The organism is Enterococcus sp. AMC1623, from assembly GCF_058216495.1.
The window spans coordinates 206,937-233,099 of record NZ_CM177096.1 but is presented as its reverse complement, the minus strand read 5'-3'; the positions used below and the strand labels follow the sequence as shown (position 1 = coordinate 233,099).

The window sequence follows — 26,163 nt, the reverse complement described above, 5'->3', positions numbered from 1 at the left end:
ATACCATGAATTGTCGTATTGAAAAAGAGTCTGCAACCGTAGCTACAAACTCTTTTTCAAACATTTTTATAATTGATTGATGACTTCTTGATAACGTTTCTGATATTGTTTTGCTAAAGCTGTCATTTTATCAAAATTACCATCTTTAGCAGGTGCTAATAAATTGCCACCAACGCCTACCGCAATACTTCCAGCTGCAACCCATTCATGTAAATTTTCTAAATTTACGCCTCCAGTAGGCATGATGTCTACAGTCGGTAAGGGACCATGAAACGCTTTGATTGCATTTGGTCCCGATAAACTGCCTGGAAACAATTTGATAATATCTGCTCCATAAGTAAGTGCAGTTTTCATTTCAGTAATTGTCATACATCCAGGCAAATAAGGAATTTGATATAAATTACATAGCTTAGCTGTTTCTTTATCAAAACATGGACTCACAATAAATTGTGCGCCTGCGCTAATAGCGATTCTGGCAGTAGTTGCATCTAATACTGTACCGGCACCTAGTACGACTTCCGAATATTCTTGGTAACGCTGATGTAGTTCATAAATCACTTGCTCCGCTTGCGGAACCGTAAAAGTCACTTCTATCCCTTGAATCCCTCCAGCAAGAATCGCTTCACTGCTTTGAATAGCTTCTTTTGCTGTCTCTCCACGAATCACGGCAATAATTCCAGCACGTTCAATTTTTTTGAGAATTTCTATTTTTTTCATAATACTTACTCCACATTTACATGTTCATGCAACGCATCTTCATTAGACGTTTCATCTCTTTGTGCTAGTTTTAAGGTCAAAGCATCTAAAGTGATATGAACCGTTTGATCAAACAGCGTCGATAAGAGTTGAACTGATTTGATTCCTGCACCTGTTTTAGTCGCACCTGGAATCACGATAACGAAATCAGCTAGTTGTGCCAAAGGCGAAGTTGCATCGCTCGTTAAAACAATAATATCTAAGCCTAATTTTTTGGCAGCCTGTGTATCCGTAACAATGCCTTTAGTGGTACCCGATCCTGAAATAGCAATCCAAGTATCTCCTTTTTGAATCGATGGCGTAATCGTTTCACCCATCACATAATCTTGATAACCAATATGCATCAAACGCATTGCAAATCCTTTTGCTTGAAACCCGCTACGACCTGCACCTGTAATAAAAATTCGTTTATCTTTTTTGAAAAATGGTAACGTTGCATCAATTTGCTTTTCATCCACCAAATTCATTACTTCATTTATTTCGTTCATAATTGTTTGAATCATAACCTTTAATCTCCTTCATAAATTCATTTACTGCTTCGTTCATTGAAGAAGCTTTTGTAATTTTTGACCCAACAATGACAACTTCTACTAAATTTTGTTGTGCCAAAGCCGTTGCTTGTTTTAAATCAATTCCACCTGCAATCGCTAAACGATTGATTTGCGGAAACTTTTGATGGAAATCAGCGACACTTGCAACTGCATCTTGGGTACCGACCCCCGAAAGTTAGAGTAATAAATCTAACTTTCGGGGGTATTTTTATGGCTAAATATAGTGAAGAATTTAAAATAAAGCTTGTTACGGAGTATTTGGATGGAAATATTGGTTATAAATTATTGGCGAAGAAATACAATATGCCTTCTGCAACACCATTACAAAATTGGGTAAGAGCTTATAAAACACAAGGGATGGAGGGATTAAAACGAAGAAAAAGGAAGGAAGTATATCCTGTTCAATTTAAATTAAATACGATACAATTTATGTTAGACACAGGTGCTTCTTATCAGGAAACGACTGAACAATTCGGATTAAATAATCCTTCATTAATTTATCGTTGGATGAAAGATTTTAATTCTCAAGGGATAGAAGGCTTGAAACCAAAATCAAAGGAGCGACCTTCTATGACTAAGAAACTAAATAAACAAACGAAAAAGGAAGAAAACAAGTTCACACGTGAAACGGAGTTAGAACGAGAGAATGAACTACTGAGATTAGAAATTGCCTATTTAAAAAAGCTGAGAGCTTTTCGGGAAAATCCGAATGTCTTACTCGAAAAGCGCAAGCAAAATGGGCATTCGAACTTAAAGAAGAAGGGTTCCGATTAAAGGATATTATCCTAGTTGTGGGAATTCCCGAAGCAACCTATCACTATCATGTCAAGAACTTCGGAAAAGAAGATCTGGATATCGAACTAAAAGAACGCATTACTCACCTATTTAAGGCGTTTTATGAACGTTATGGATATAAACGGATTACAGACGAGTTAAAGAAATTAGGATACTGTATTAATCATAAAAAGGTGTATCGCATTATGCGAGAGCTAGGATTAAAGTGTGTAAAATTCATGCGAAAATCCCGTAAATACAATTCATATAAAGGAACTACTGGAAAAATAGTGAAGAATCGATTGTCACGTCGGTTTAGTACACCTATCCCATTTCAGAAACTAGTAACTGACATTACGGAATTCAAATGTCTAGGGGAAGAAAAGTTGTATTTAAACCCTATTCTTGACCTATATAATGGAGAAGTGATTGCGTTTGGAATTAAGAAACGCCCAACATTAGATTTAGTCATGGAGCCACTAAATGAAACAATAGAGATAATAAAGAATCACGCAACCTACCGTACAACTATCCATTCGGATCAAGGTTGGCATTACCAACATAATAAATGGGTAAAAACATTAAATAAAAACAATGTATTCCAGAGTATGTCACGTAAAGCAACGTGTGCAGACAATGCTTCGATGGAGAATTTCTTTGGCATATTAAAACAAGAAATGTATTATGGAGAGAAACTAGTCAGTTATGAAGAATTAAAACGACGAATTAAAGAATACATCTACTGGTATAACCACGTACGATCAAAAGTAAAATTGGCTGGACTGAGTCCGGTCGAATACCGAATTCAATCCAGCCAATCAGCTGCATAATAAAAACTCTAACTTTTAGGGGTCGCCACCTTGTTGGTCTTTTTTATCAATCGAATGATGCAATGTATAAATAGCTTGCGGAAAATCAAGAATTTGTTTTATTTTTTCATCCGAAACTTCTAATAAATCAATCATCATGGTCTTGTTTGTTTGCTGGCTAACTTCATAACACACTTGCAAAGTATCATAGGAAGCTGCTCCCATCACGGTGATAATGTCGGCACCAAATTTGAATCCTTGATTAAATTCATATGCACCTTCATCAATTGTTTTACTATCTACTAATAATTCGCTGTGATGTATGATACCTCGTAACTTTTCAATCGCTAAATTACCATAATCTTTAACTAAGGAAGTGCCCATTTCGATAATATCCGTTTTGCCATCAAGTTGCTCTGCTAAATGACACGCTTCTGTCAAACTTACACGATCAATTGCTGTTTGTAATTTCATTTATTTGCCACCTTATTTTTTGTTAAAAATTCTGTTAATTCTGTTGGTGTTGGATAACCATCATTATCACCAGGTGATTGCACTGCCAAGGCACCAATTGCGTTGGCACGAATAACTGCATTTTCTAAACTTTCTCCTTCAATTAAAGCCGTGATTAATCCTGCTGCAAAACCATCTCCAGCTCCTACAGTATCCACTACATGCTCAACTTTAAAACCTGGAATTGTAAATGAAGTCCCATCTTTTTGTTTGACATACGCCCCTTCTATTCCTAATTTGACAACTACCGTTTGGGTTTTTTCACTATTATTTAAATAAAAGTCCGCAATATCTTCTGGATTACGACTACCCATTAAAATTTCACCTTCATTAATCCCCGGTAAAATAATATCTGCATGTGAAGCTAGTTCATTAATGGTAGCGACCATGTCTTCTTGGCTTGCCCAAAGTTGCGGACGTAAGTTTGGGTCAAAAGTAGTTTGAATCTGGTGTTGTTCTAACAATTCAACAAAATGACGAAAAGCTGTTAACGCTTCAGAAGAAATCGCTGGAAAGATGCCCGAAAGATGCGCCAATTTTACTTCTGAAAAATCAATTGTATCTAAAACAGATGCCTCAAAATGTGCAGCTGCCGATCCTTTGCGGAAATAAAAAATACTCGGATCTCCATGACTAACACGATCTTTTAACTGGAAAGCTGTCCAATAATCGGATGTTTCATCAATATAATCTGTTCCAATCTCGTTTTCTTTTAATTGGTCGATAATAAATTCACCAAAGGGGTCTTTTCCTAAACGCGTAATGTATTGTGTACTGTGTCCCAAGCGAGAAACTCCTACGGTTACATTCACTTCTGCTCCGGCTAAAAATTTTTGAAAATGTTTGGCCTCTTTTAAATTTTTATCTACCTCTTTTGATCCAAATAATGCTATAGGTTCACCAATTGTTAAAAATTCACTCATTGTTCATTCTCCTCATTCGTTTTTTGTACGCGTTTACAATTTTTATAATAGATATAAAGCTGCGATTAAATTCAAAACAGTAGCACCCCACGCCCATGGAATTCCAGTAGACAAGAACGTTTTCGTATCTAATCTAGCATATTGAACTGCCCATAAATTCCAAGATTGAGTGATACATGCTGACACTCCCATCATGGATGGAACCACGAGCAAACCATATAAGAAATACTGATCAAATTTTCCTGTGCCGACTAAGACTGCTGCTGTCGCTGCACCTGCTCCATATAACATTAACGGTCCTCGGAAAAATGATAATGGTGCTAAGATGGCTATAATAATTATCATGATCACTTTACTGCTTGGAATAATTTGTTGGAAAACTTCTGTGAATCCAGACATCGCATGCACTGCTGCTGATTGAAACATTGTTAAAACAAATAACATAATCAATAAGCCTGAAATGTCACTAATAGCATGAGTTGCTGTTTCATTCATCATTTTGACAAAACGTGTATACGATTTCATATTTCCAGTTGCTAAAAAAGCAATAATTGTTGAAAGTAATAAAGCTGGCACTGCATCCCATTTAGCAAAAATGCTTAAAGCAACGGGTAATACCGGTAACACATAAGTCCAAATTGGAACTTCTGCGATTGCTTCACTTGAATCAGTTGCTACAATTTCTGGTTTTCCATTACGAATTTTCTTTGCGTTAAATAGAATAAATAATAAAACGATAAGCATTTGGATAATCATTGCTACAAAACCAAATCGTTGGTAATGCGCATCCCAAGAAACTTCTGGGAAAAATACTTGAAATTGAACAAATAAAACGTTATTAACATACATTGCTGCCCCAATCGACATCGTAAAAACACTAACGGCGATAGGTTTAGGTACACCGATTGAAAACATGATTGGGAATAAAATCACTCCTACTGCAATTGCAGAACCAACACCATATGAACTGGTGAAGATTAATGCAATAACTAAAGCAATCAAAATGGTCGCTAAAACTGGATTTTTCTTGCCAACTTTTTCGGTTCGTCGGCTAATACTTCCTGCAATTCCTGTATCAACTAACACACGACCAAACCATGATCCAAAAATAATATATGATGCAGTTTTCCCATAATTTAATACTGGGTCTGTAAAAATTTCTTTAATTGCTTGATTAAACGGCACTAAGCCTATCATCGTCCATAAAACAGCCATTACAAAAAATCCAACTGTTAAATTTCCACCCTTCATTGCATATACAACAAATGCAACAAAAGTAATCGCTAACAAAATACCTGTAATTGCTCCACCCATTTAATTTGCCTCCTAATACTGATTCAATTCACTTAAAATTCGTTGGTATGCTGAAGTACGTTGTTGATGATTTTCTTCAAAAAAAGTGTTCTCTAAATTATTGAAACGTTGTGCTAAATAATATGCTGTTAAGTATGCAGCCAAAGATTCTTTTGCTGCTGTCTCCATTTCTTCTGTTTGCACTTCAGGTCGTTGAAGACTATTCATAAATTGATAAGCAAATTTTTCCGCGTTAATTTGTGTTTGTTTTTCTATCATGCAGACCACTCCTCTAAAAGTTTTTTTGCTTGTTTAATTTCTAAATCATTTGTCGTCGGATATTCGATAGCCACAGGAACATCTTGTGGTAATTGAGCTAAAATAGTTCGCCAATCAATTTCGCCATCATCTAGTTTGGTGGCTTGTGGTTTATCCGCTTGATAGCGCACATCTTTCACATGGATATAACGAACGTATTCTTTTAATCGTTTAGCAGCATCATCTTCGTTTTCTCCTACAAAACGCCAATTTCCTAAATCATAGACATATCCAATTGGAAGCTGTTCTTCTTCCACTTTCTCCATAAATTGTCTAATTGCTTGAATCGTTCCCGATGTTTGCGTCTGATCATTTTCAATATTAATGTTGATATCGGTATGCGTTAATTTTTCTAATTCATCCAATGATGTAGAAGGTTGGAAATCACCAATATTCCATTTGATATGTTTGACGCCCATTTCTTTAGCTTCATCTAAATAGCTTTGCAAAGAGTCATTTAATTTTCCAGTAACAAATACTTCATCAGGTACACTATAAAACAGCTCAATTCCTAAGTCCGAAGCAAGCTGTTTAATAACATGCTTCTCTTGATGAATATTTTGAAAATATTCTCTTCTTATTTCGACTTTTTTAAATCCCAACTCTGCTGATTTCTGCAATATTTCGGCTTGCGAAACGCCATTTTCTACTTTTTCAGCAAATACTAATAAATTTAATACAATATTCTCTTTATCCATAAACACTATCCTCTCAATAAGTTAACCGGTTTCTATAAACAAATAGTAAACCGGTTTCCTAAAAATGTCAACGCTTTCTTAAATTAAAAACACCTGCTCAAAAAAACAAAAAGAAAAAAACGCTTTAGGAAACCGATCCCCAAAGCATCTTTTAAATAAAATATTTTTTATAAAATAACAAAAATTAAATTGATTTTCTCCATTGAACTTTTGCTGGCACGATGATTTCTTGTTCTAATTCTTCTGAATTTTTCAAAAAATTTACTAGTTTCTCTGCAGCAACCTCTCCAATTTGTTGAGATTGTTGTTCAATACTGGTAATTCCAGGTCCAACCAAAGCTGTTAGATTCCAATCATCAAATCCGGTAATTCCAATTTGTTGCGGAATATCAATCTTATTTTCGATTAGAATCGTTAATAATTCCATTAATACCCGACCATTAGAAGCAAATAATAACGTTCGTTCAGGATTCTTTAGTTCTGCAAAAATGAGTTGTTTTAAATTAGTCTCAGAGGTTACTTCAAGCAACTCTTGTTTTTTCCCCATTTTTTCAGTCACATTTTTGACTGTGTCATAACGAACTTCACGGGTAGTAACATCTTGTAACGGTTCACTAACTACCAGCACTTTTTGATAATCTTTTTGCAGTGCTTGATGTAAAATCTCTTCCACTGTTTCTTGATTATTTGTTGTGACTAATGGCCAAATAACTGGTTCAGTTTGTCTGTCCACTAACAGCAATGGAATATTGTAATCTTGAATAAATTGATAATTTTCAGCATTTCTAGAGGAAGCTTGTAAGATAATCGCCTCTACTCCTTGATCCAGTAATTTTTCTAACAAACTGCGCTCTTGTTTGACAGAATTTGCAGCATCCATAATAATCATCTGATAACCATTGCGTTCTAAAACAGCCCCAATTCCTTTCAGCAATAAAGAAGAATACATATTGGAAATATCTGCTACAACAACACCAATCAAATAACTACGTTTTGATTTTAAGGCCTGCGCTTGCCGACTAGGACGGTAATTCAATTCTTCAATTATCGAAGCGATACGTTCTTTCGTTTCTTTGGACATGTTTCCATATTGACCATTTAAAAAACGAGAAATCGTCGTTTTTGAAACACCTGCCTGTTCAGCTACTTGGCTAATTGTGACTTTCTTTTTCATCTGACAACTCCTTTGCTTTTCTCTATTTTATATGAACAATTGTTTTTTGAGAAGTTGCTCGATCGATTTCATAAAAAAAGAAGGATCTTTCTTCAAAGATCCCTCGCAAATTAGTTTGCTGGATTTTTACGAATACGCCAAACAGTTACTATTAGAGAAAAAAGACATAATAACAATGAACATAAAAAGGTAATTTTCATCCCATAGACAAAGACATCTGGTCGCTCATTTAGATAAGTGGTGACTTTTTCTCCCATTTTTTGACTCATCGCGGCATATAATACGGTTGTCGATAATGCAATTCCGATAACCATCCCTAAATTACGAGCAAAAGCATTCATACTACTCGCAACACCTAAGTCCTCCTTAGCCACGCTGCTCATGACTAACATATTATTTGGCGATTGGAATAAAGAATTTCCTAGTCCCATAATGGCTGTCGCTATCACATAATACCAAAGTGGTGTCTGTACATCCATAAACATATACATTAATTGCGTAATCGAAAGTAAGGATAATCCTGTCAACACTAATTTTGTTGGGCCAATTTTATCGGTTAAATACCCACTTAATGGTGAACCAATGACCATGACCAACGGGAAAATCATCATTAAAATTCCCGCTTGACTAGGTCCTAAACCACGCGCTTTTTGTAGATAAAATGGAATGACCACATTCACAAAAAAGTTAGAAGAAAAAATAATTACCGCACTAATTAAACTTAGCGTAAAAATTTTGTTTTTAAAAATGGAAAAAGCAATTAAAGGAATTTTTACTTTCTTTTCAATCAAAATAAATAAAACAAATGAAATAAGCGCTAAAATAAATAATGTTACTGGAACAATGTGTAGAAATCCTTCTTCTTGTCCAATAAATACTGCACCAAAAAATGTTACGATGAAAGATGCAAAACTCAAGAATCCTAATTTATCAATTTTTTTCTTCGTCATGGTAATATCTTTTGGTAAAAATTTAGTGCCCGCTATCATCGTAATGATGCCAACAGGTACATTAATCCAAAATATATATGGCCAAGAAAATTGGGACAAAATTAAGCCACCTAAACCAGGGCCGGCAATTGAACCTAAAGATACAAATGCCCCAATTGAGCCTAACGCACGTCCTCGTTCATTCATAGGAAAAACTTCTGTAATAATTCCTGAGTTCGTTGCCATCGTCATGCTAGCACCAATCGCTTGAACTACACGAGCAAACAATAAAAATGAAAGAGAATGATTAAAACCACACAGCAACGAACCAATCGTAAAAATCAAGGTACCAATTTGATACACTTTAATTTTTCCAAAACTATCACCGATTTTTCCAAATAACAATAAACACGCACACACAACAATTAAATAAATGGACACAATCCATTCTGCTTGGTTCATAGGAACATTCATGTCTTTAGAGATTGTGGGTAACGCAATATTGATAATACTACCATCTAGTGTTGACATAAACGTAAACATAGAAACCGATACTAAAATCCACCACCGATTCTTTTGCACTTCGGGATTTAATTGATAACTATTCATAAAAATAATTGCCTTCTTTCTTCAAATTAAAGAGTCTATGATCGAAATCATAGACTCCATAGTTTACTATCGTCTTGGTTCATCCTCTTCAAAATCTTTACGGAAGAAGCGTCGTTCCTCTTCAGGTTCAATATCCACTTCTTCTTCACGGAATTTTGCACGTAGCTTCAAGACACGCGTGCCTTCCATTTCCTCTGAAGTTAAAGTGACATTATCTACATCAAAGGATAGTTTATCGTCTTCATCAGGAATCGTTCCTAATGCAGTAATAAAGTAACCTGCCATTGTATCTACATCTGACATATGTAGATTTGTATGGAAAAGTTCATTAAAGTCATCGATTAACATGCGACCTTGAATAATGTATTCATCTTCAGAAATTTTTTCATATAATGATTCAATTTCATCTGACTCATCATCAATTTCACCAACAATTTCTTCTAATAAATCTTCCAGTGTGACTAAACCAACCACACCACCATATTCATCTAAAAGAATCGCCATTTGGTTTTGCGTCTTTTTCAATTCATACAATAAATCATCAATAAAGACTGTTTCAGGAACAAATAAAGGTTCTTGTAACAATTCTTTTAAATCAAGATTATCAAAACCAACATTGTATGCACTTTTTAGTAAGGTTTTTGTATGCAGAACACCAATCACTTTATCTTTGTCTTCATTGTAGACTGGAATACGTGAGAAGTTTTCAGCTAAAATTTTATCCATATTTTCTTTTACGTCATCATGAATATCAACCATAAAGGCATCGGTACGTGGAACCATTACTTCTCTGGCAACTTTCGTATCCAAAGAAAAAATCCCTTGTAACATTTCCAACTCGCTGTCTTCAAACACACCTTCAGTTTCCATCATGTAACGCATTTCATCACGCGTCATTTTTGCATCTTCATCGTCAAATGTCATTGGTGTTAATCGTGAAAGTAAGTTTGTCGAAGCCGACAACAACCATACGAACGGTTTGGCAATAATTCCAATATAACGAATTACACCAGAAGTAAATTGAGCAACCTCTTCAGACTTGTTTAAAGCGATTCGTTTAGGATATAATTCACCAAATACAATTGAGACATACGTCAAAATTGCCAAGACAATGATACTTGCTAAACTTTTTGCCGCTGCTCCGCCACCTAAATACGGTGCAAGATAGCTAGACAAACTGTCAGCTAACGAAGCCCCTGACAAGATATTGACTAACGTAATTCCGACTTGGATTGTCGATAGAAAATTCGTTGGATTTTCTAATATTTTTAATAATTTTTGGGATTTTGTATCTCCCTCTTCTGCCTTTTGTTCAACACGATTTCTATTAATCGAAACAAGCGACATTTCTGATGCTGCTAAAAAAGCATTCACCAATGTTAAAACAATTAACAACAATATTTGCGCTAATAGCGACTGACTCTCGGGGTCAGCATTCATAGTTGCATTCTCTCCTTATTTTTACAAATTATTGAAAAAAAAGCGTGGCAATCGCCACGCTAAAATCGTATCATAAAGGGGTTTTCTTTGCAATAAAAAGTAATTGAATTCTTTTTTATCCTAATAATTCCCCTTGTTTTTGCTTCGTTTTATCTTCTTTTATAACCTGAATTATAAATAAAACAATTGTACGACATACTGCATAGAAAGGTACACCTAGGAAAATTCCTAGCAAACCAGCAATATTTCCAGCAACTAATAACACAATAATAATAGTCAATGGATGGATAGCTAAACTCTTACCAATAACGTTTGGATAGATAATATTACCATCTAATTGTTGAACAATTAACACGACTACACAACATAACAATGCCTTAAACGGATCATTGAAAATGGTTACTGCTACTGCTGGTAATAAACCTAAATAAGGACCTAAATAAGGGATTAAATTAGTAATACCCGCAATAACACCAAACAAGAACGCGTAGTCTACGCCAATAATTAAATAACCTAAGAAAGTAAATGTAGCAACAAAAATACATTCAATTGCTTGACCACTAATATAATTAGACAACGTTTTGTTTAACTTCCCTAATAATTCTTCCACTTGACCACGTCGTTTTTCGGGAATTGCTTTTTCAATATTCGGAACCACTTTATCGCCATCTTTTAACATATAAAACAAGATAAACGGAGCAGTTACTAACGTCATCGTTGCAGAAGCAATTGAACCTACAATCGAACCTAGGCTACTAGATAAACCACCTAAGAAACGTTGGATAAGCGCCCCATAGGATAAATTCATTTTTTCCAATTGTTCCATAATGTCCACTTGTTGGAACATCTGTTTAACAACTTCTGTATTTGCTATACCATATGCCCAAGTCTCAACTTGCTCTACAAAATTTGGAATATTTTCAGCTAATTGTGAGATTTGAATAACCAAATTTGGAATAATACTACTAATCATTAAAACTAATGCCAGAATTAATATGAAAAACACAATAACAATTGCTATAATTCTTTTGACTTTCAATCTCTTTGTTAATAGTTCGACCATCGGATTTAACAGATAATACAAGAAACCTGCAATTAAAACCGGAGCAAACAATGTTGTAAAAAATGTAACGACTGGTTGAAAAACAAAACCAATTTTTGATAAAACTAAAATTAATGTAGCCAAGACTAATAATTCCAGCGACCAAAAAAATAATTTCGACTGTTTTACTCGTTCAAACATAACTAACCTCCTTCTAATCTGAATTAATTATATGCTATTTGACAAAAAAAATCCTCTTTTAAACTATCCAACCATTTAAAAGAAGCTTATAATAATGACGAGGTGATGAAAATGTTAGTTGCACACACAAGAGATACCATGAGCGATATTTATTTAGACGCATTAAAAATCCGTAATCAAGTCTTTGTGGTTGAACAAAATGTTCCTTTAGATTTAGAAATCGATCAATACGAAGCTCTTACAGTTCATTTTGTCTTATATGATGAAAATAGACTTCCGATGGCAACTGTTCGTTTACTGCCAATGGAAGATCAAAAAATAAAAGTTCAACGTATGGCAGTTTTAAACGAACATCGTCAAAAAGGTTTAGGCAAAATCATCATGCAAGCTGCTGAAACATTTGCAAAAGAACAAGGCTATCATAGCTTAATCTTAGGCGCGCAGTTAACAGCCGTACCCTTTTATGAACGCGTTGGATATCAAGCAGAAGGCGATGTCTTTTTAGATGCTGGGATTGAACATGTAACGATGACAAAAGAGATTTGATGGAAGGAATGATTTATAGCTAGACTATGAATCATTTCTTTTTTTATTATGCTTAATATAATGATATTTTACTGTCGAATCTTCCAGTAATTTATATGAGTTTCTTTTTATAATAATATACATTCTAACACTACGTCGTCTGAATAAAATTTCTTGTAAAGCTATTTTTATTTTCTCTTCTATTTTTTGTTTAGCTAATAATGAGTCATACACCAAAAAAAGTATAAACAAAAGTATCATTATCACAATAGTAATAGAAAGTAATGTGATCGCCCCGGTGATTAAAGCTTCATGTCCTTTGAATTCATAACTGTTCCAAATTGATACTCCAATACCTATTCCAAAAGAAACAATAGTTACTGAGATGCATTTTCCAAATATATCATATTTCCTTCTATTCTCTTCTCTATTTCCTTTTATATTTTCATCAATATATTTTATCATCCGTTCAATATCAATAATATCAAATTTATATGCCAATAGAAGATTATCAAAATTATTTATTTCATGTAACCAACTTTTTCTAGAACGAATATCATTTTTATTAAACTTGCCTAGTACTATAGCTGCTAAAGAAAATAGTATTGTTAAAATGTAAGCAGATGCCATAATCCAAAAAAATATTTTAATAAAAAATTGTAGAACTGCACTAACCACCAAGACTAAAATTGACATCATCATACCTGTCAAAATAATATACACCCATTTTATTTTTTGCCCCATATTTCTTTCAGACTTCTTTTAACACGACTTTTTTCATATAAATCTTTGATAACATAATAATATCTATTCATAAAAATACCTCTTTCTACATAAAAAATAATATTTCCAAAAAATATTATAACATTAGATATTTTAAGTATATAACATTCAATACATAAAAGGAGCTAGAAACCTTATGAAGATTTCTAGCTCCTTTTTGTGTTGTTACTCTCACTTTTGCGACAATTGCTTGTAGCGGTTATACCATATATCGACATAACCCTCGGAGAATGGTCCTTTTCCATTATTGATCCAATCAACTAAAATTTTGACATTTTCCTTTAGAATAAAATCGATGTCTTGTGGATAATGCATGATTTTGCTGTGCAATTCATATTCATCGACATCTAATAATCGTTTTTCTCCATCAGGAAATACTTTGATATCTAAATCGTAATCAATATATTTCAGTGCTTCTTCATCTAATAAATAAGGTGAAGCTAGGTTACAATAATAGGAAACCCCCTTTTCTCGAATCATTGCTATTACATTAAACCAGTATTTTTTGTGGAAATACACAATAGCTGGTTCTCGGGTTACCCAACGTCTTCCATCTGATTCAGTTACCAACGTGTGATCGTTCACACCAATCATAGAATGTTCGCTGGTTTTCAATACCATAGTATCTCGCCACGTACGATGCAAATTGCCATCATGCTTGTAGCTTTGAATGCTGACAAACTCTCCTTCTTTTGGAACTCGCATAGCAACCCTTCCCTCAGCGAACCTCATTCGCATTTGTTTGGGTGTTCATTACACCGACATCGTTAATATTATAGCAATAAAAAACGTCCTTGCCTAGAAATGTTTATCAAGTTTCTGATATTTATTGAACTGTGTAACGAGTTTTTGTTGCGGTTTTGGAAAAACAAACGTTGAAAAATCCGTTGGTTGAACCCACTGACCGTTTTCTGATGTAAAAGATTCTTTTGTTCGTCCATAAAATAAAAGAACGTGCCATTTTAAATGGCTAAAAACATGGGTTACTTCGCCGAAATGTTTTCTTTGCCAAATGACAGGCAATTCCTCAAAGACTTGTGGCGATAAATCTTCTGCCACTAAATCTAATGTCAGCTGTTGTTCCTCATCTTTTTGCCATGTACGCAATAATTCCGTATAGTCTTCTTTGGTTACCTCCTGTAATGGAAAATGCCACATTTTTGCTAATAATCCCGTTTCGGGACGTTGAACCAATAAAAATTCTTCTTTAGAATTTTCAATCGCTCCAGCAATATAATAAACATCTTTGGGTTTTACTTTTTTCGACTTTACAGGAAATGCAGTGGGATGATTATTTTTATGTGCTAAACAAAATTCTTGGATTGGGCATTCTTCACATCTCGGTGCGGTCGGATTACAAATATTTGAACCTAAATCCATAAATGCTTGGTTCATTTCACCTGGTTGTGTGTGTGAAATGATTTTTCGTGTGGCTGCATCAAATACTTTACGACTGCTTGCTTTAGCGATATCCTCTTCTATTTCGAATAAACGACTAACGACTCGCATGATATTTCCGTCAATCGCTGGTTCCGGTAAACCAAAAGCAATACTACTAATTGCGCCAGTTGTATACGGTCCAATCCCTTTTAAGGTACTAATTTCTTCTGGCGTGCTCGGAAATACACCTCCAAATTCATCCATAATTTGTTGTGCAGCTACTTTTAAATTACGAGCACGTGAATAGTAACCTAAGCCTTCCCAAATTTTTAATAGTTTTTGTTCATCGGCGTTTGCTAAATCTTGAATGGTCGGAAATTCTTCCATAAATCGATAATAATAACCAATTACCGTGTCAACGCGCGTTTGTTGCAACATAATTTCAGAAATCCAAATATTGTAAGGATGCGTATTGGCACGCCATGGTAAATTACGTTTTTCTTGGTGGTACCACGTTAAAAATATATCTTGAAAAGAGTGAAGCGTTTCTTCATCCCATTCTAGCCAGTTTTCAGTCTTCATCTAGTACTTCCTCATCAATAAATCGTTGGATTAAATCAAAATCAAATCCTTTTTGATATAATTTTTGTTTTATTTTTTGTTTATCTGTTCGATGTCTCCGAATCAATTTCGCGCCTTCTTTTTGCAACGCGTCCCATTCGTCGTCCTCATCTTTTTCATTAGGAATTTCTTCCATCACCATCGAAATAATATCGCTAGAAAACCCTTTTTGCATTAATTTCATGCGCAGTTTTTGTAACGTCTCGCGATGGCTTTTACCACGAATGGTGTTTAGCATTTTAGTTGCTGTTCGCACGCCAATTTCAAATTGATCTTCAGGTGTATACAATAATATCACCTCTTGAATGACCTCATCTTTTAATCCTTTTTTACGTAACTGCTGCATCAACGCTTGGGGGCCTTTGTCACTTAAGCGTAGCTGTGTCCGAACGTAGCTTTTACCATAACCAATATCATCTATTAATTGTAACTCTTTCAAGCGTTGAATAATTTTTTGACTATCATCGCTAGTTATTTCTTTGTCTTTTAAATAAATTCGCATCTCTTGCTCCGTTCGCAATTGATAACTGATATAGTTCATTGCCAACTGTAAGCCGATATCATACCCTGCACTTTTTTTAATTTCTTCAAAAATTTTTTCATCGATCTCTGTGCCTTTTAATAAACGATAGCGAACTAATAAATCTTCAGATACACGAAGTTCTCGTTTATCTTCAAATTTCACTTGATAAAAAGCACCTTTTTCTTTACGAATAGTAGTTATTTTCAACATGTCATCACCTCACGAACATACATTCTATTTTAAACAAAATATTCTTAAATCACCAATAAAAAGTATACCATTTTATCGAAACGTTTGTATAAGAGAAGGCAACTTCTGACTGATCTGTCTTAGCTTTTAATTGAGAAAGCATCTATCTTTTTTAAATTTCCTCATTTTTAGGCAAGTGAACTGAATTGTGTTAAAATGTATAAGATTAATTTACATAAAGGAGTACTTATGTCAACTATACAATTAAATACTGGACAAACATTACAACTGAAAATTAAACGTCTAGGAATCAATGGCGAGGGAATTGGTTATTATAAACGACTAATTGTCTTCGTTCCGCGAGCTTTACCAGGAGAAGAAATTATTGCCAAAGTGACGAAAGCAACCCCAACTTTTGCGGAAGCTGCTTTAACAAAAATCGTTAAAAAAAGTCGGGATCGTGTACAGCCACCGTGTAACTTTTATGACCGTTGTGGCGGTTGTCAGCTACAACATTTGTCGTATAACAAACAATTGGATTTCAAAAAAGATTTATTAGCACAAGCACTAGCAAAATTCAAACCGAAAAATTATCAAAAATATGAATTGCGCGACACATTAGGCATGGATGATCCTTGGCATTATCGTAACAAAGCTCAATTTCAAATACGTTATAATCCAAAACAAATGCGGGCTGAAGCAGGTTTATATGAGCAAAATTCACATCGCTTAGTTGCGATTGACGATTGCTTAGTTCAAGAAGAAACCACACAAAAAGTAATCAATACTGTTATGCAATTGGTAAATAAATATCAAATTCCAATTTATGACGAACGCAAAAATTCAGGAATTTTACGTACATTAATGGTTAGAATTGGGATTGAAACAGGTGAAACACAATTAGTATTTATTACCAATTCACCAAAATTGCCACAAAAAAATGCACTTATTCGTGAAATCAATCAGCGATTACCAGAAGTCGTGTCTATCATGCAAAATGTGCAAAGCAAAAAGACTTCTCTTATTATGGGCGATGATACTATGCACTTGTGGGGAAAAGAAGCTATTGAAGAACATTTAAATGGGTTAATTTTTGATTTATCGGCACGTGCCTTCTTCCAATTGAACCCAAAGCAAACAAGTGTCTTATATAACGAGGCAATAAAAGCACTCAATATTACAGAAAATGAAACAGTGGTCGATGCGTATTGTGGTGTAGGAACGATTGGCTTAAGCATTGCTGACAAGGCGAAAGAAGTCCGTGGCATGGATATCATTCCACAAGCTATTGAAGATGCTAAACGTAATGCCAAACGTATGGGGTACGAAAATACTCACTATGAGACTGGAACAGCCGAAGATTTGTTGCCTAAATGGCTAAATGAAGGGTTCTCACCTGATAGTATTGTCGTCGATCCTCCTCGTACAGGGTTAGATGACAAATTATTGCAAGCCATTTTGAAACATACCCCCAAAAAACTTGTGTACGTTTCATGTAATGTCTCAACTTTAGCGAAAGATTTGAAAAAATTATCAACCGTTTTTAAAGTCGATTATTTACAATCAGTTGACATGTTTCCACAAACAGCTCGTTGTGAAGTCGTCGCTAAATTAACCCGTATTTAAAAAAGGCGAACCGTCGAATATTCTTTGACGGTTCGCTTCTTTATTTATAACATATCAAATAATGATAATTGATTTTCATCTGGTAAATCTTTTAACACACCATTGTCTGTCATATATTCAATCAATGTTTTCGAAACTTTACCACGATTAGCTAAATCTTCTTTCGAAAGAAATGGACCATTTTTACGCGCTTCAACAATTTGTTTTGCTACGTTAAGTCCTAAACTTGGTACCGCACGAAACGGTGCAATTAATTTATTGCCATCAATGACAAAATTTTCTGCATCTGATTTATATAAATCAATCATGCCAAATTCATATCCGCGCTCAATCATTTCATTACATAATTCCAGAACAGTTAAAAGGTTTTTCTCTTTAGTTGAAGCATCCATACCTTTATCTGTAATTTCCTTCATCCGTTCTTTGACTGCTTCTTTCCCTTTAGCCATTGCAACCAAATCGAAGTCATCTGCACGAACAGAAAAATAAGCACAATAATATAAAATTGGGAAGTAAACTTTGAAATACGCTACACGTAGTGCCATTAATACATATGCTGCCGCATGGGCTTTCGGGAACATATACTTGATTTTTAAGCAAGAATCAATGTACCAATCAGGAACATTTTGTTTCTTCATTTCTACTTGCCAGTCATCAGGAATCCCTTTTCCTTTACGAACACTTTCCATGATTTTAAATGCTAAACCGTCATCAAGCCCCGCATGCATCAAATAAACCATAATATCATCACGACAACCAATTACGTTTGCTAGATCAGCTGTTCCTTGTCGAATCAATTCTTCGGCATTCCCTAACCATACATCGGTTCCATGTGATAGTCCGGAAATTTGCAGTAATTCGGCAAAAGTGGATGGATGCGTCTGTTCTAACATTCCTCGAACAAAGCGCGTCCCAAACTCTGGAATGCCTAAAGTTCCTGTTTTTGAATAAATATTTTCAGGATTAACGCCTAATACGTCCGTTCCTTCAAAAATACGCATAACTTCTGGATCATCTGTCGGAATTGTTTTAGGATCAATTCCTGATAAATCTTGTAACATCCGAATCACGGTTGGATCATCATGTCCTAGAATATCTAGTTTTAAAATATTATCATGGATGGAATGGAAATCAAAATGAGTTGTTCGCCATTCTGACTCTAAATCATCAGCTGGATATTGAATAGGCGTAAAATCATAGACATCCATATAATCAGGAATAACGATAATTCCCCCTGGATGCTGACCAGTTGTACGTTTAACCCCTGTAGCACCTTTGGCTAAGCGATCGACTTCAGCTCCTCTAAAATGAAGATTATGATCGCGTTCATAGCCCTTCACAAAACCATAAGCAGTCTTATCGGCGACTGTACCGATTGTTCCTGCCCGATAAACATACTCTTCTCCAAATAACACTTTGGTATAATTATGCGCTTCAGGTTGATATTCCCCTGAAAAGTTCAAATCAATATCGGGAACTTTATCCCCATGGAATCCCAAGAACGTCTCAAACGGAATATCGTGACCATCTTTTTTCAAACGAGTGCCACATTTTGGACAAGATTTCTCAGGCATATCAAAGCCCGAACCATAGGAACCATCTTCATAGAACTCAGAATATTGGCATTCTGGGCAAAAATAATGGGGAGCTAAAGGATTTACTTCAGTGATTCCTGTCATCGTTGCGACAAAACTTGAACCTACCGAACCACGAGAACCTACTAAATAACCATCTTGATTACTCTTGTGTACTAGCTTTTGTGAAATAAGATAAATAACTGAGAAACCATTTCCGATGATAGAATTTAATTCCTTTTCCAAACGTTTCTCAACAATATCTGGTAATGGATTACCATATAATTCTTTGGCGCGATTATAACTTAAATCGGTAATTTCTTGTTCTGATCCAGGAATTTTTGGTGTATATAATTCATCTTTTACAGGAACGACAACTTCACAACTATCGACTAAATTATTCGGATTTTCCACAACTATTTTCTTCGCCAGATCATTTCCTAAAAATTGGAACTCTGTCAACATTTCATCTGTCGTTCTAAAATGAACTTTTGGTAAGCTATGACGATTTAACGGATTCGCTCCACCCATTGAATTAATTAAGATTTTACGATAAATTGCATCTTCTTCATTCAAATAATGAACGTTCCCAGTTGCGACAACTGGTTTTCCTAATTCGTCTCCAATGGCGATTAATTTTTGAATAATATCTTCTAAGTCTTTTTCACTTTTAACTAATTCTTGTTCAATCAATGGAGCATAAACGGGTTTTGGCATCACTTCAATATAATCATAGAATTTCGCTTTTTCTTTTGCTGCTTCATACCCTTTTTGCATCATTGCAACAAACACTTCGCCTTTATCACATGCCGTTCCTACAAGCAAGCCGTCACGTAATTTTCCTAATTCTGAACGAGGAATACGTGGTGCTTTGTCATGAAAATAAGTGATATTCGACATGGAAATTAATTTAAAAAGATTTTTTAAACCTTCTTGAGTTTTCACTAAAATCGTTGCATGAAACGGTCGGGCTGCTTTAATCGAGTTTGCGCCACCTACATGTCGGTTTAAATCTTCATGTAATAACATTTCGTGTTTTTCTATGGCTTCTTTTACAAAAATCCACGCCAAATGACCAGTTGCTTCTGCATCATAAATCGCTCGGTGATGTTGTTCCAATGAAACACCAAATTTTTTCGATAAGACACCTAAACCAAAACGTTTAAATTCTGGATACAAATACCGTGCCAATTCTAAAGTATCAATCACGGGATTGTCAGCTTCAGGAATCCCATATTTTTTATAACTCATATTTAAGAAGCCCATATCAAAGGACGCATTATGAGCTACTAAAATAGCTCCTTCTGAAAATTCGCGGAAAAGACGTAACACTTCTTCTTCTGATTTTGAACCACGAACCATTTCATCAGTAATCCCTGTTAAATTCACAGTTGTATTTGATAAACGATGTCCCGGATCAATGAATTCATCAAAAGAAGCTTCCACATTACCTTTATTCATTTTCACTGCGGCTAATTCAATAATCGTATCGTAAACAGCCGATAGACCTGTTGTCTCCACGTCAAAAACAACATAAGTTGCATCAGTTAGCGGAACAGGTTGTGCATTATAAGCCACTTCGACCCCATCATCCACGACATTTGCTTCAACGCCATATATGATTTTAACACCTGCTTTTTTCCCTGCTTGATGCGCATCAGGAAAGGCTTGTGCGCCACCATGATCGGTAATTGCAATGGCTTTGTGTCCCCATTTACCTGCTTGTGCAACTAAATCACTAATATTATTGGTCGCATCCATCGTACTCATGTTTGAGTGCAAATGTAACTCCACTCGTTTTTCGTCCTCAGGAGCATAGTCTTTACGTGTATCATGTTTAATTTCCATTAAATCTTGCGCATTCATTACTAAATCACGCATAAATGTATCTTCTTGAATACTTCCACGAACTTTTAACCAGCTACCTTTTGAAATAGCATCGAATATTTGTTCATCTTTTTCACCATTCGAGAATTTTTTAACAATAAACGAAGATGTATAATCAGTAATTTTTAAAATTAAGATTTTTCGTTTTGAGCGTAATTCACGAACTTCTTTATCAAAGACGTATCCTTGAATTGTCACACGACGTTCTTCTTCTAAAATATTTCCCATTGGTGTCACTAATTCATCTGCCGGGATGTTGCGCCCTAACATAATTGGACCTTCCAACGCAGCAGGTGCTTGTTTTTTCTCTTTTTTGCGTTGTTCATGTGACGCAATATTTTCAGCAGCTTGTTGCATAAACGCTTCTTGTTGCTCTTGTTGGCGTTGTGCTAATTCTTGTAAATCAGCTTCTGCTTGTTTATGGTCTAAAATCGGCTGAATGCGGAAACGGTCAAACCCAAAACGTTGATAGTTGGCTTCAATAACTGGCAAATACTGCTGTTGTAAAATGGAAATCACTGCATCATTGGTTACAGGCAACACAATTTTTTTCTCCTGCATTTTGGGAAATTGCGATTTTAGCACTTGCTTGACAAGTGGCGTATCACAATTTTGGTTGGCTAACGCTAATGACCAATAGTCTTGCAGTAATTGCTCGTCAAATTGTTTGTCTTCTGTTTCGAGTTGTAATCGGACAGCTGCAATATCTTTAAAAGCAAGTTCCAAATGTTGATAAAAATTTTGATACAACTCTGCTGGCAATATTTTTTCAAATCCCAAGGTAAATGACCAACATTTAGACTGGCGATGAACCACGACTTGGGTCATTTTTCCTGTTTGTAATAAGGGATGTTTTTGTAACTCTGGATCTAAATTCATCTGATCCAATAATATTTCAAACTTCTCTCTTTCTTTAGACAAGCTGACTCCTCCCTTTTTGTTTCGTACATTTTAGTATACTCTTTTTTTCTTTAGTTTTCATTAAAGAAGTCTAGGACATTCATCATTTGATGAGTATCCTAGACTTCAATTTTTATTCTGTACTTAATAAAATACTTAGCGTCGAGGGTAATTCCTCTTTACGAACTTCTATTGCAGCACCTGTTTTTCTGATTTTAATTTCTACAATGCCTTCAACAGCCTTTTTACCCACTGTAATACGAATTGGACAACCAATTAAATCTGCTTCAACAAATTTTACTCCTGGTCGTTCCGCACGATCATCCGTTAAGACTTCATAACCAGCGACTTGTAAAGCAAGTTCAACTTCACTTGTCAAATGAGCTTGATAATCATCTTCCATATCCATTTGTAATAAATGAACATCAAAGGGTGCAATTTCTCTAGGCCAAGTAATTCCGGTATCATCGCTGTGCTGTTCAGCAATTGTTGCCAACAAACGACTCACACCAATGCCATAACTACCCATTAAAACAGGAAGTTTCGTTCCAGTTTCATCTGTTATTCTAGCATCCATTTTTTCACTATAATAGGTTCTTAATTTAAAAATATGGCCTATTTCGATTCCTCGATGAAAAACAATCTCTCCAGCACCATCTGGCGAAAGGTCGCCCTCTTGAACCAAATGCAAATCAACGTATTCAGTGACTTTAAAATCACGACTAGCATTTACATTGATGAAATGGTAATTATCTTCATTTGCACCAGTTATACTATTTACCAAATCTTGAACATATAAATCAGCAAAAATACGCACCTCTTCTGGTACACCTACTGGACCAAGGGAGCCAAAAGAAGCACCAAAAATCTGCTGTGCTTCTTCTTGAGTCCCTTCACGTAATGTTTGGCTACCTAAATAATTTTTTAACTTCACTATATTTAATTCATGATCGCCACGCATTAACGCAAGAATCGGTTGTTCATCCGCCATGAAAAAGAGTGATTTAATTATTTTTTCTGGCGCAACTTCTAACAACTCAGATACTTCTCGAATGGTGTGTACATTTGGTGTCGCTACCTTCTCTTTTTCTAAAAAGGTTGCATGTGATTTTTTAGAAGTATACAAACTAGTCGCCATTTCACGATTGGCTGCATAATCACTTTCTGTCGATGAGCAAATAACATCTTCACCCACTTCAGAAATTGCTAAAAACTCTTTGGAGTCTTTTCCCCCCATAGCACCACTGTCTCCCAAAACACTTTTGAAGACAATCTCACAACGTGTAAATATTTCACGATACGCCTGTTCATATTGACGATACTGTATTTCTAGGCTCTCTTCAGAAGAGTGAAACGAATACCCATCACACATTAGAAATTCACGGCTACGCAATAAACCAAAACGTGGACGAATTTCATCACGATATTTATTTTGAATTTGATAAAGATTCAGTGGTAAATCTTTGTATGAAAAAATCTCATTCCCAATTAATTCGGTGAAAATTTCCTCATGAGTTGGACTTAAAATGTATTCACGTTGATTTCGATCTTCCAAACGATACAATGCTTCGCCATATGAAGCATACCGACCAGATTCTTCCCATAACTCTTTTGGAAGAAGGATCGGCATAGTCATTTCGACTGCATTAATTTTTGCAAATTCTTCATGAATGATTTTCTTGATTTTTTCGATTACTCGATGAGCTAAGGGTAGATACATGTAGACTCCACTAGAAACTTGACGAATAAATCCCGCACGGACTAAAAGCTGATGACTTCTTATGTCTGCTTCTGAAGGCGTTTCTCGTAATGTTGGAATCAAAAGTTTCGACTGTTTCATTTTTATCTCCTTTACTAACTTCAACTGTTTTCATTAAAAGAAAAAGCGCTGAATATCATTCCAAGTAACAAGAACCATCAATAACATCAATAAACCAAAACCAACTAATGTGATGATTCCTTCTTTTTCTTGACTCAAAGGTTTCCCCCGAACACCTTCAATGATATTTAATAATAGTTTACCGCCATCCAAACCTGGAATTGGCAATAAATTAAAAATACCTAAGTTGATTGAAATCATGGCTGTCATCATTAGCACAGTCATCGGCCCTTGTTTAGCAGCTTCTGATGATAGTTGGAAAATTGCAACCGGTCCGCCCAACTGATCAATACTAAAATTGGTTAGTAATGAACGTAAGGCATCGATAATTTGGAAAAATGATGCGATACTATCTTGGAAACCACCAATAATTTTATCGAAAAAGCCCGTTTTCATTGGGGCTTGAATGCCCAATTGTCCCACTTTTTGTTCACCAGCTTCCACTGTTTTGGGTATAGCTGTGATTGTTTGTGTTTGATTGTCACGTTTAATTTCAATTTGTAATTCTTTGTCAGGATTCTGTTGAACAATTTGACTGATTTGTGCCCAATTGTCTACAGACTCCTGGTTAATCGCAACAATTTCATCACCATCTTTTAAACCAGCAGTTGCTGCAACATCATTTTCAATCACATTAATAGTTGTTGAATTTCTATCGACAACACCTCCGTTTAAGAACGCGATTAAAATAAAAATAGCAATCGTCAATAAGAAATTGTTCATTGGTCCGGCAAAATTAGTTAGCATTCGTTGCCATAATTTAGCAGATTGAAATTGGACATCACGTGGTGCAATACGCACTTCTGTTCCATCTTCTTCAATAAGAATCGCATCATGAGCAACAGCATACGTAACAGTTTGACGCTCATCACCGTTTACAAAACCTGTAATCGTTAATGCATCAACTAAATCTTGGTTGGCGACCTCTAAAGGAATGGCATTTGTCAGTTGTACTTTATGACTGGTATTAATTTTAATAACTGTATCATTTTCATCAAGCACTAAACCAACTTGCATTCCTGCCTTGATTTCCTCTTCTTCTTCGTAACCAGCCATGCGGACGTAACCGCCCATTGGCAAAGCACGAATTGTATATGTCGTACCGGCTTTTCCTTGATGACTGAATAATTTTGGTCCCATTCCAATCGCAAATTCTCGAACTAAAATCCCTGCTCGCTTTGCAAAATAAAAATGACCAAACTCATGAATAACTACCACGACCGAGAAGACAATTAAAAATACTAAAACAGTCTTCATCTGTTTGCTCCTCTCTTTGTTTTCCGTCTACTAATAGTAAATGGGAATTGTTTAAACACTCCACTATTTTATCATATCTTCATCAATTCACAATTGTTCCCCCACTTTGTAACAAGAATTTAACTTTAGCTTTCTTAAATAACCCACTATAAGTATAATTAAGCTTGATAAATTAACATTTTTAAAATAAAGTTAGCAAATCAATCGTGTTATTTTTTATACAAAACATCTACGCTACTAAATTGAAATAAGAGCAGACAAGGTTATCTACTCTTATATATAGCATTATTTCATTTCAATTTGCCAATTTGTAAATCAAAATGGTCCTTACTTTTCTCTATTAAATGCTTCGCTATAAATCTTAAGAAGTTTGCTTGAGTCATCAGGCCATGTAATTGGCTGCCCATGAACAATCTGAACAAATACCTCTAAACAATTATGCCACCCTATCGCAGTTTACACTGTCCATGCAACATCATCAAATGTATGGGTAAAAACCATTCGACATCCTTTATATTCTAGCAATTCTATGCGTATCAAATCATCCATTTCACTGAAAGCCAATAAATATGACTCTTCTAATGCTGTGATAGTTGCTGTATATTGTGAACCTTCACCATCATCGAAGGAAATTTTCCCACCAATTCTTAAATCCATTTCTCCTGTTGCAAAAGGATACCACTGTGAAAAATAATTAGAATTTGTAACAAATTGGAAAATAGCTTCCGGTTTATCAGAAAAAAAATGTTCAAAACGTATAACATAGCGCCCATTCAATTCATGTAGTGTTCCCAATTCATTCATCGTATCACCTTCCTTAATTTTTTTAAATCGCATGTCTCTCATTAAATTATCTTCAAGCTTGGTCAAAACTTTTCTCTAGTCATTAGCTACTTCCACTTTATCATAAATCTAGAAATGAATACAGATGGTTAAGGTCCATGCTGTACCGCTTGAATGCAAAAAAACGAAGTAGCCAAAATGGTTAC

The 26,163-nt window shown here is 35.1% G+C and carries 22 protein-coding genes and 2 pseudogenes; 4 read left to right on the top strand and 20 right to left on the bottom strand.

What is annotated here, in order from left to right:
• Positions 1-66: 66 nt before the first annotated feature.
• The 3 genes and pseudogenes from AC4BC7_RS01170 to AC4BC7_RS01160 form a co-directional block, all read right to left on the bottom strand.
• Positions 67-717 (bottom strand): bifunctional 4-hydroxy-2-oxoglutarate aldolase/2-dehydro-3-deoxy-phosphogluconate aldolase, encoded by a 651-nt coding sequence (locus AC4BC7_RS01170; protein WP_207940144.1) that lies wholly within the window; start codon positions 715-717, stop codon positions 67-69.
• Between the two features lie 5 nt (positions 718-722).
• Positions 723-1,259, bottom strand: coding sequence for a 6-phospho-3-hexuloisomerase (hxlB, locus tag AC4BC7_RS01165; protein ID WP_490503559.1), 537 nt, complete (start codon positions 1,257-1,259; stop codon positions 723-725).
• Positions 1,228-1,461 (bottom strand): annotated as a pseudogene (locus tag AC4BC7_RS01160) (orotidine 5'-phosphate decarboxylase / HUMPS family protein); the annotation flags it as partial. The gene hxlB and the pseudogene AC4BC7_RS01160, both read right to left, overlap by 32 nt.
• Positions 1,462-1,517: 56 nt before the next feature.
• On the opposite strand from AC4BC7_RS01160, the gene AC4BC7_RS01155 reads away from it, so the two are divergent.
• Both AC4BC7_RS01155 and AC4BC7_RS01150 read left to right on the top strand, forming a co-directional pair.
• Positions 1,518-2,081, top strand: a complete 564-nt coding sequence (locus AC4BC7_RS01155; protein ID WP_311055572.1) for a helix-turn-helix domain-containing protein — start codon at positions 1,518-1,520, stop codon at positions 2,079-2,081.
• Positions 1,967-2,911 carry an IS3 family transposase gene (locus AC4BC7_RS01150; RefSeq protein ID WP_490504395.1) on the top strand — a complete coding sequence of 315 codons (945 nt, stop codon included), beginning with the start codon at positions 1,967-1,969 and terminating at the stop codon, positions 2,909-2,911. The genes AC4BC7_RS01155 and AC4BC7_RS01150 overlap by 115 nt, the downstream gene beginning before the upstream one ends.
• Positions 2,912-2,944: 33 nt before the next feature.
• On the opposite strand, the pseudogene AC4BC7_RS01145 reads toward AC4BC7_RS01150, so the two are convergent.
• From AC4BC7_RS01145 to AC4BC7_RS01105, 9 genes and pseudogenes are all read right to left on the bottom strand, one after another.
• A pseudogene (locus AC4BC7_RS01145) lies at positions 2,945-3,364 on the bottom strand (orotidine 5'-phosphate decarboxylase / HUMPS family protein); the annotation flags it as partial.
• Positions 3,361-4,326: a sugar kinase gene (locus tag AC4BC7_RS01140; protein ID WP_490503558.1), complete on the bottom strand. Its 966-nt coding sequence runs from the start codon at positions 4,324-4,326 to the stop codon at positions 3,361-3,363. The pseudogene AC4BC7_RS01145 and the gene AC4BC7_RS01140, both read right to left, overlap by 4 nt.
• A gap of 42 nt (positions 4,327-4,368) precedes the next feature.
• Positions 4,369-5,640 (bottom strand): hypothetical protein, encoded by a 1,272-nt coding sequence (locus tag AC4BC7_RS01135; protein ID WP_016175419.1) that lies wholly within the window; start codon positions 5,638-5,640, stop codon positions 4,369-4,371.
• Positions 5,641-5,652: 12 nt separating this feature from the next.
• Positions 5,653-5,898 carry a hypothetical protein gene (locus AC4BC7_RS01130; protein WP_016175420.1) on the bottom strand — a complete coding sequence of 82 codons (246 nt, stop codon included), beginning with the start codon at positions 5,896-5,898 and terminating at the stop codon, positions 5,653-5,655.
• The gene (locus AC4BC7_RS01125) at positions 5,895-6,635 is read right to left on the bottom strand and encodes a sugar phosphate isomerase/epimerase family protein (RefSeq protein WP_490503557.1); all 741 of its coding nucleotides are present in this window, start codon (positions 6,633-6,635) and stop codon (positions 5,895-5,897) included. The genes AC4BC7_RS01130 and AC4BC7_RS01125 overlap by 4 nt, the downstream gene beginning before the upstream one ends.
• A 184-nt stretch (positions 6,636-6,819) precedes the next feature.
• A complete protein-coding gene (locus AC4BC7_RS01120) occupies positions 6,820-7,809 on the bottom strand; it encodes a LacI family DNA-binding transcriptional regulator (protein ID WP_207940139.1) in 990 nt (329 codons plus the stop codon).
• Positions 7,810-7,919: 110 nt separating this feature from the next.
• Entirely contained in the window at positions 7,920-9,347 is a 1,428-nt protein-coding gene (locus tag AC4BC7_RS01115; protein ID WP_016175423.1) for an MFS transporter, read from the bottom strand.
• A 66-nt stretch (positions 9,348-9,413) separates the two neighbouring features.
• Positions 9,414-10,787 (bottom strand): hemolysin family protein, encoded by a 1,374-nt coding sequence (locus AC4BC7_RS01110; RefSeq protein WP_207940138.1) that lies wholly within the window; start codon positions 10,785-10,787, stop codon positions 9,414-9,416.
• Between the two features lie 115 nt (positions 10,788-10,902).
• Complete coding sequence (locus AC4BC7_RS01105) at positions 10,903-12,030, bottom strand: AI-2E family transporter (protein WP_207940137.1); 1,128 nt, start codon at positions 12,028-12,030, stop codon at positions 10,903-10,905.
• A gap of 111 nt (positions 12,031-12,141) precedes the next feature.
• On the opposite strand from AC4BC7_RS01105, the gene AC4BC7_RS01100 reads away from it, so the two are divergent.
• A complete protein-coding gene (locus tag AC4BC7_RS01100; RefSeq protein WP_207940136.1) occupies positions 12,142-12,576 on the top strand; it encodes a GNAT family N-acetyltransferase in 435 nt (144 codons plus the stop codon).
• 24 nt (positions 12,577-12,600) lie between these two features.
• Here the strand turns inward: AC4BC7_RS01100 and AC4BC7_RS01095 are convergent, their stop codons facing one another.
• The 4 genes from AC4BC7_RS01095 to recX all read right to left on the bottom strand — a co-directional run bounded on the left by AC4BC7_RS01095 (position 12,601) and on the right by recX (position 16,072).
• Positions 12,601-13,299, bottom strand: a complete 699-nt coding sequence (locus AC4BC7_RS01095; RefSeq protein ID WP_490503556.1) for a hypothetical protein — start codon at positions 13,297-13,299, stop codon at positions 12,601-12,603.
• A 210-nt stretch (positions 13,300-13,509) separates the two neighbouring features.
• On the bottom strand, positions 13,510-14,043 hold the full coding sequence (gene ntdP / locus AC4BC7_RS01090) for a nucleoside tri-diphosphate phosphatase (RefSeq protein WP_207940133.1): 534 nt from the start codon (positions 14,041-14,043) through the stop codon (positions 13,510-13,512).
• 93 nt (positions 14,044-14,136) lie between these two features.
• Positions 14,137-15,300, bottom strand: a complete 1,164-nt coding sequence (mutY, locus tag AC4BC7_RS01085; protein ID WP_490503555.1) for an A/G-specific adenine glycosylase — start codon at positions 15,298-15,300, stop codon at positions 14,137-14,139.
• Positions 15,290-16,072, bottom strand: a complete 783-nt coding sequence (gene recX / locus AC4BC7_RS01080) for a recombination regulator RecX (protein WP_207940131.1) — start codon at positions 16,070-16,072, stop codon at positions 15,290-15,292. The genes mutY and recX overlap by 11 nt, the downstream gene beginning before the upstream one ends.
• A gap of 228 nt (positions 16,073-16,300) precedes the next feature.
• On the opposite strand from recX, the gene rlmD reads away from it, so the two are divergent.
• Complete coding sequence (gene rlmD, locus AC4BC7_RS01075) at positions 16,301-17,677, top strand: 23S rRNA (uracil(1939)-C(5))-methyltransferase RlmD (protein ID WP_207940130.1); 1,377 nt, start codon at positions 16,301-16,303, stop codon at positions 17,675-17,677.
• 44 nt (positions 17,678-17,721) lie between these two features.
• On the opposite strand, the gene AC4BC7_RS01070 is transcribed toward rlmD, so the two are convergent.
• The 4 genes from AC4BC7_RS01070 to AC4BC7_RS01055 form a co-directional block, all read right to left on the bottom strand.
• Positions 17,722-22,059: a PolC-type DNA polymerase III gene (locus AC4BC7_RS01070; RefSeq protein ID WP_490503554.1), complete on the bottom strand. Its 4,338-nt coding sequence runs from the start codon at positions 22,057-22,059 to the stop codon at positions 17,722-17,724.
• Between the two features lie 112 nt (positions 22,060-22,171).
• On the bottom strand, positions 22,172-23,878 hold the full coding sequence (locus AC4BC7_RS01065) for a proline--tRNA ligase (protein WP_207940128.1): 1,707 nt from the start codon (positions 23,876-23,878) through the stop codon (positions 22,172-22,174).
• Positions 23,879-23,911: 33 nt separating this feature from the next.
• On the bottom strand, positions 23,912-25,174 hold the full coding sequence (gene rseP / locus AC4BC7_RS01060; protein ID WP_490503553.1) for an RIP metalloprotease RseP: 1,263 nt from the start codon (positions 25,172-25,174) through the stop codon (positions 23,912-23,914).
• 456 nt (positions 25,175-25,630) lie between these two features.
• Positions 25,631-25,978, bottom strand: coding sequence for an SRPBCC domain-containing protein (locus AC4BC7_RS01055; protein WP_490503551.1), 348 nt, complete (start codon positions 25,976-25,978; stop codon positions 25,631-25,633).
• Positions 25,979-26,163 lie beyond the last annotated feature (185 nt).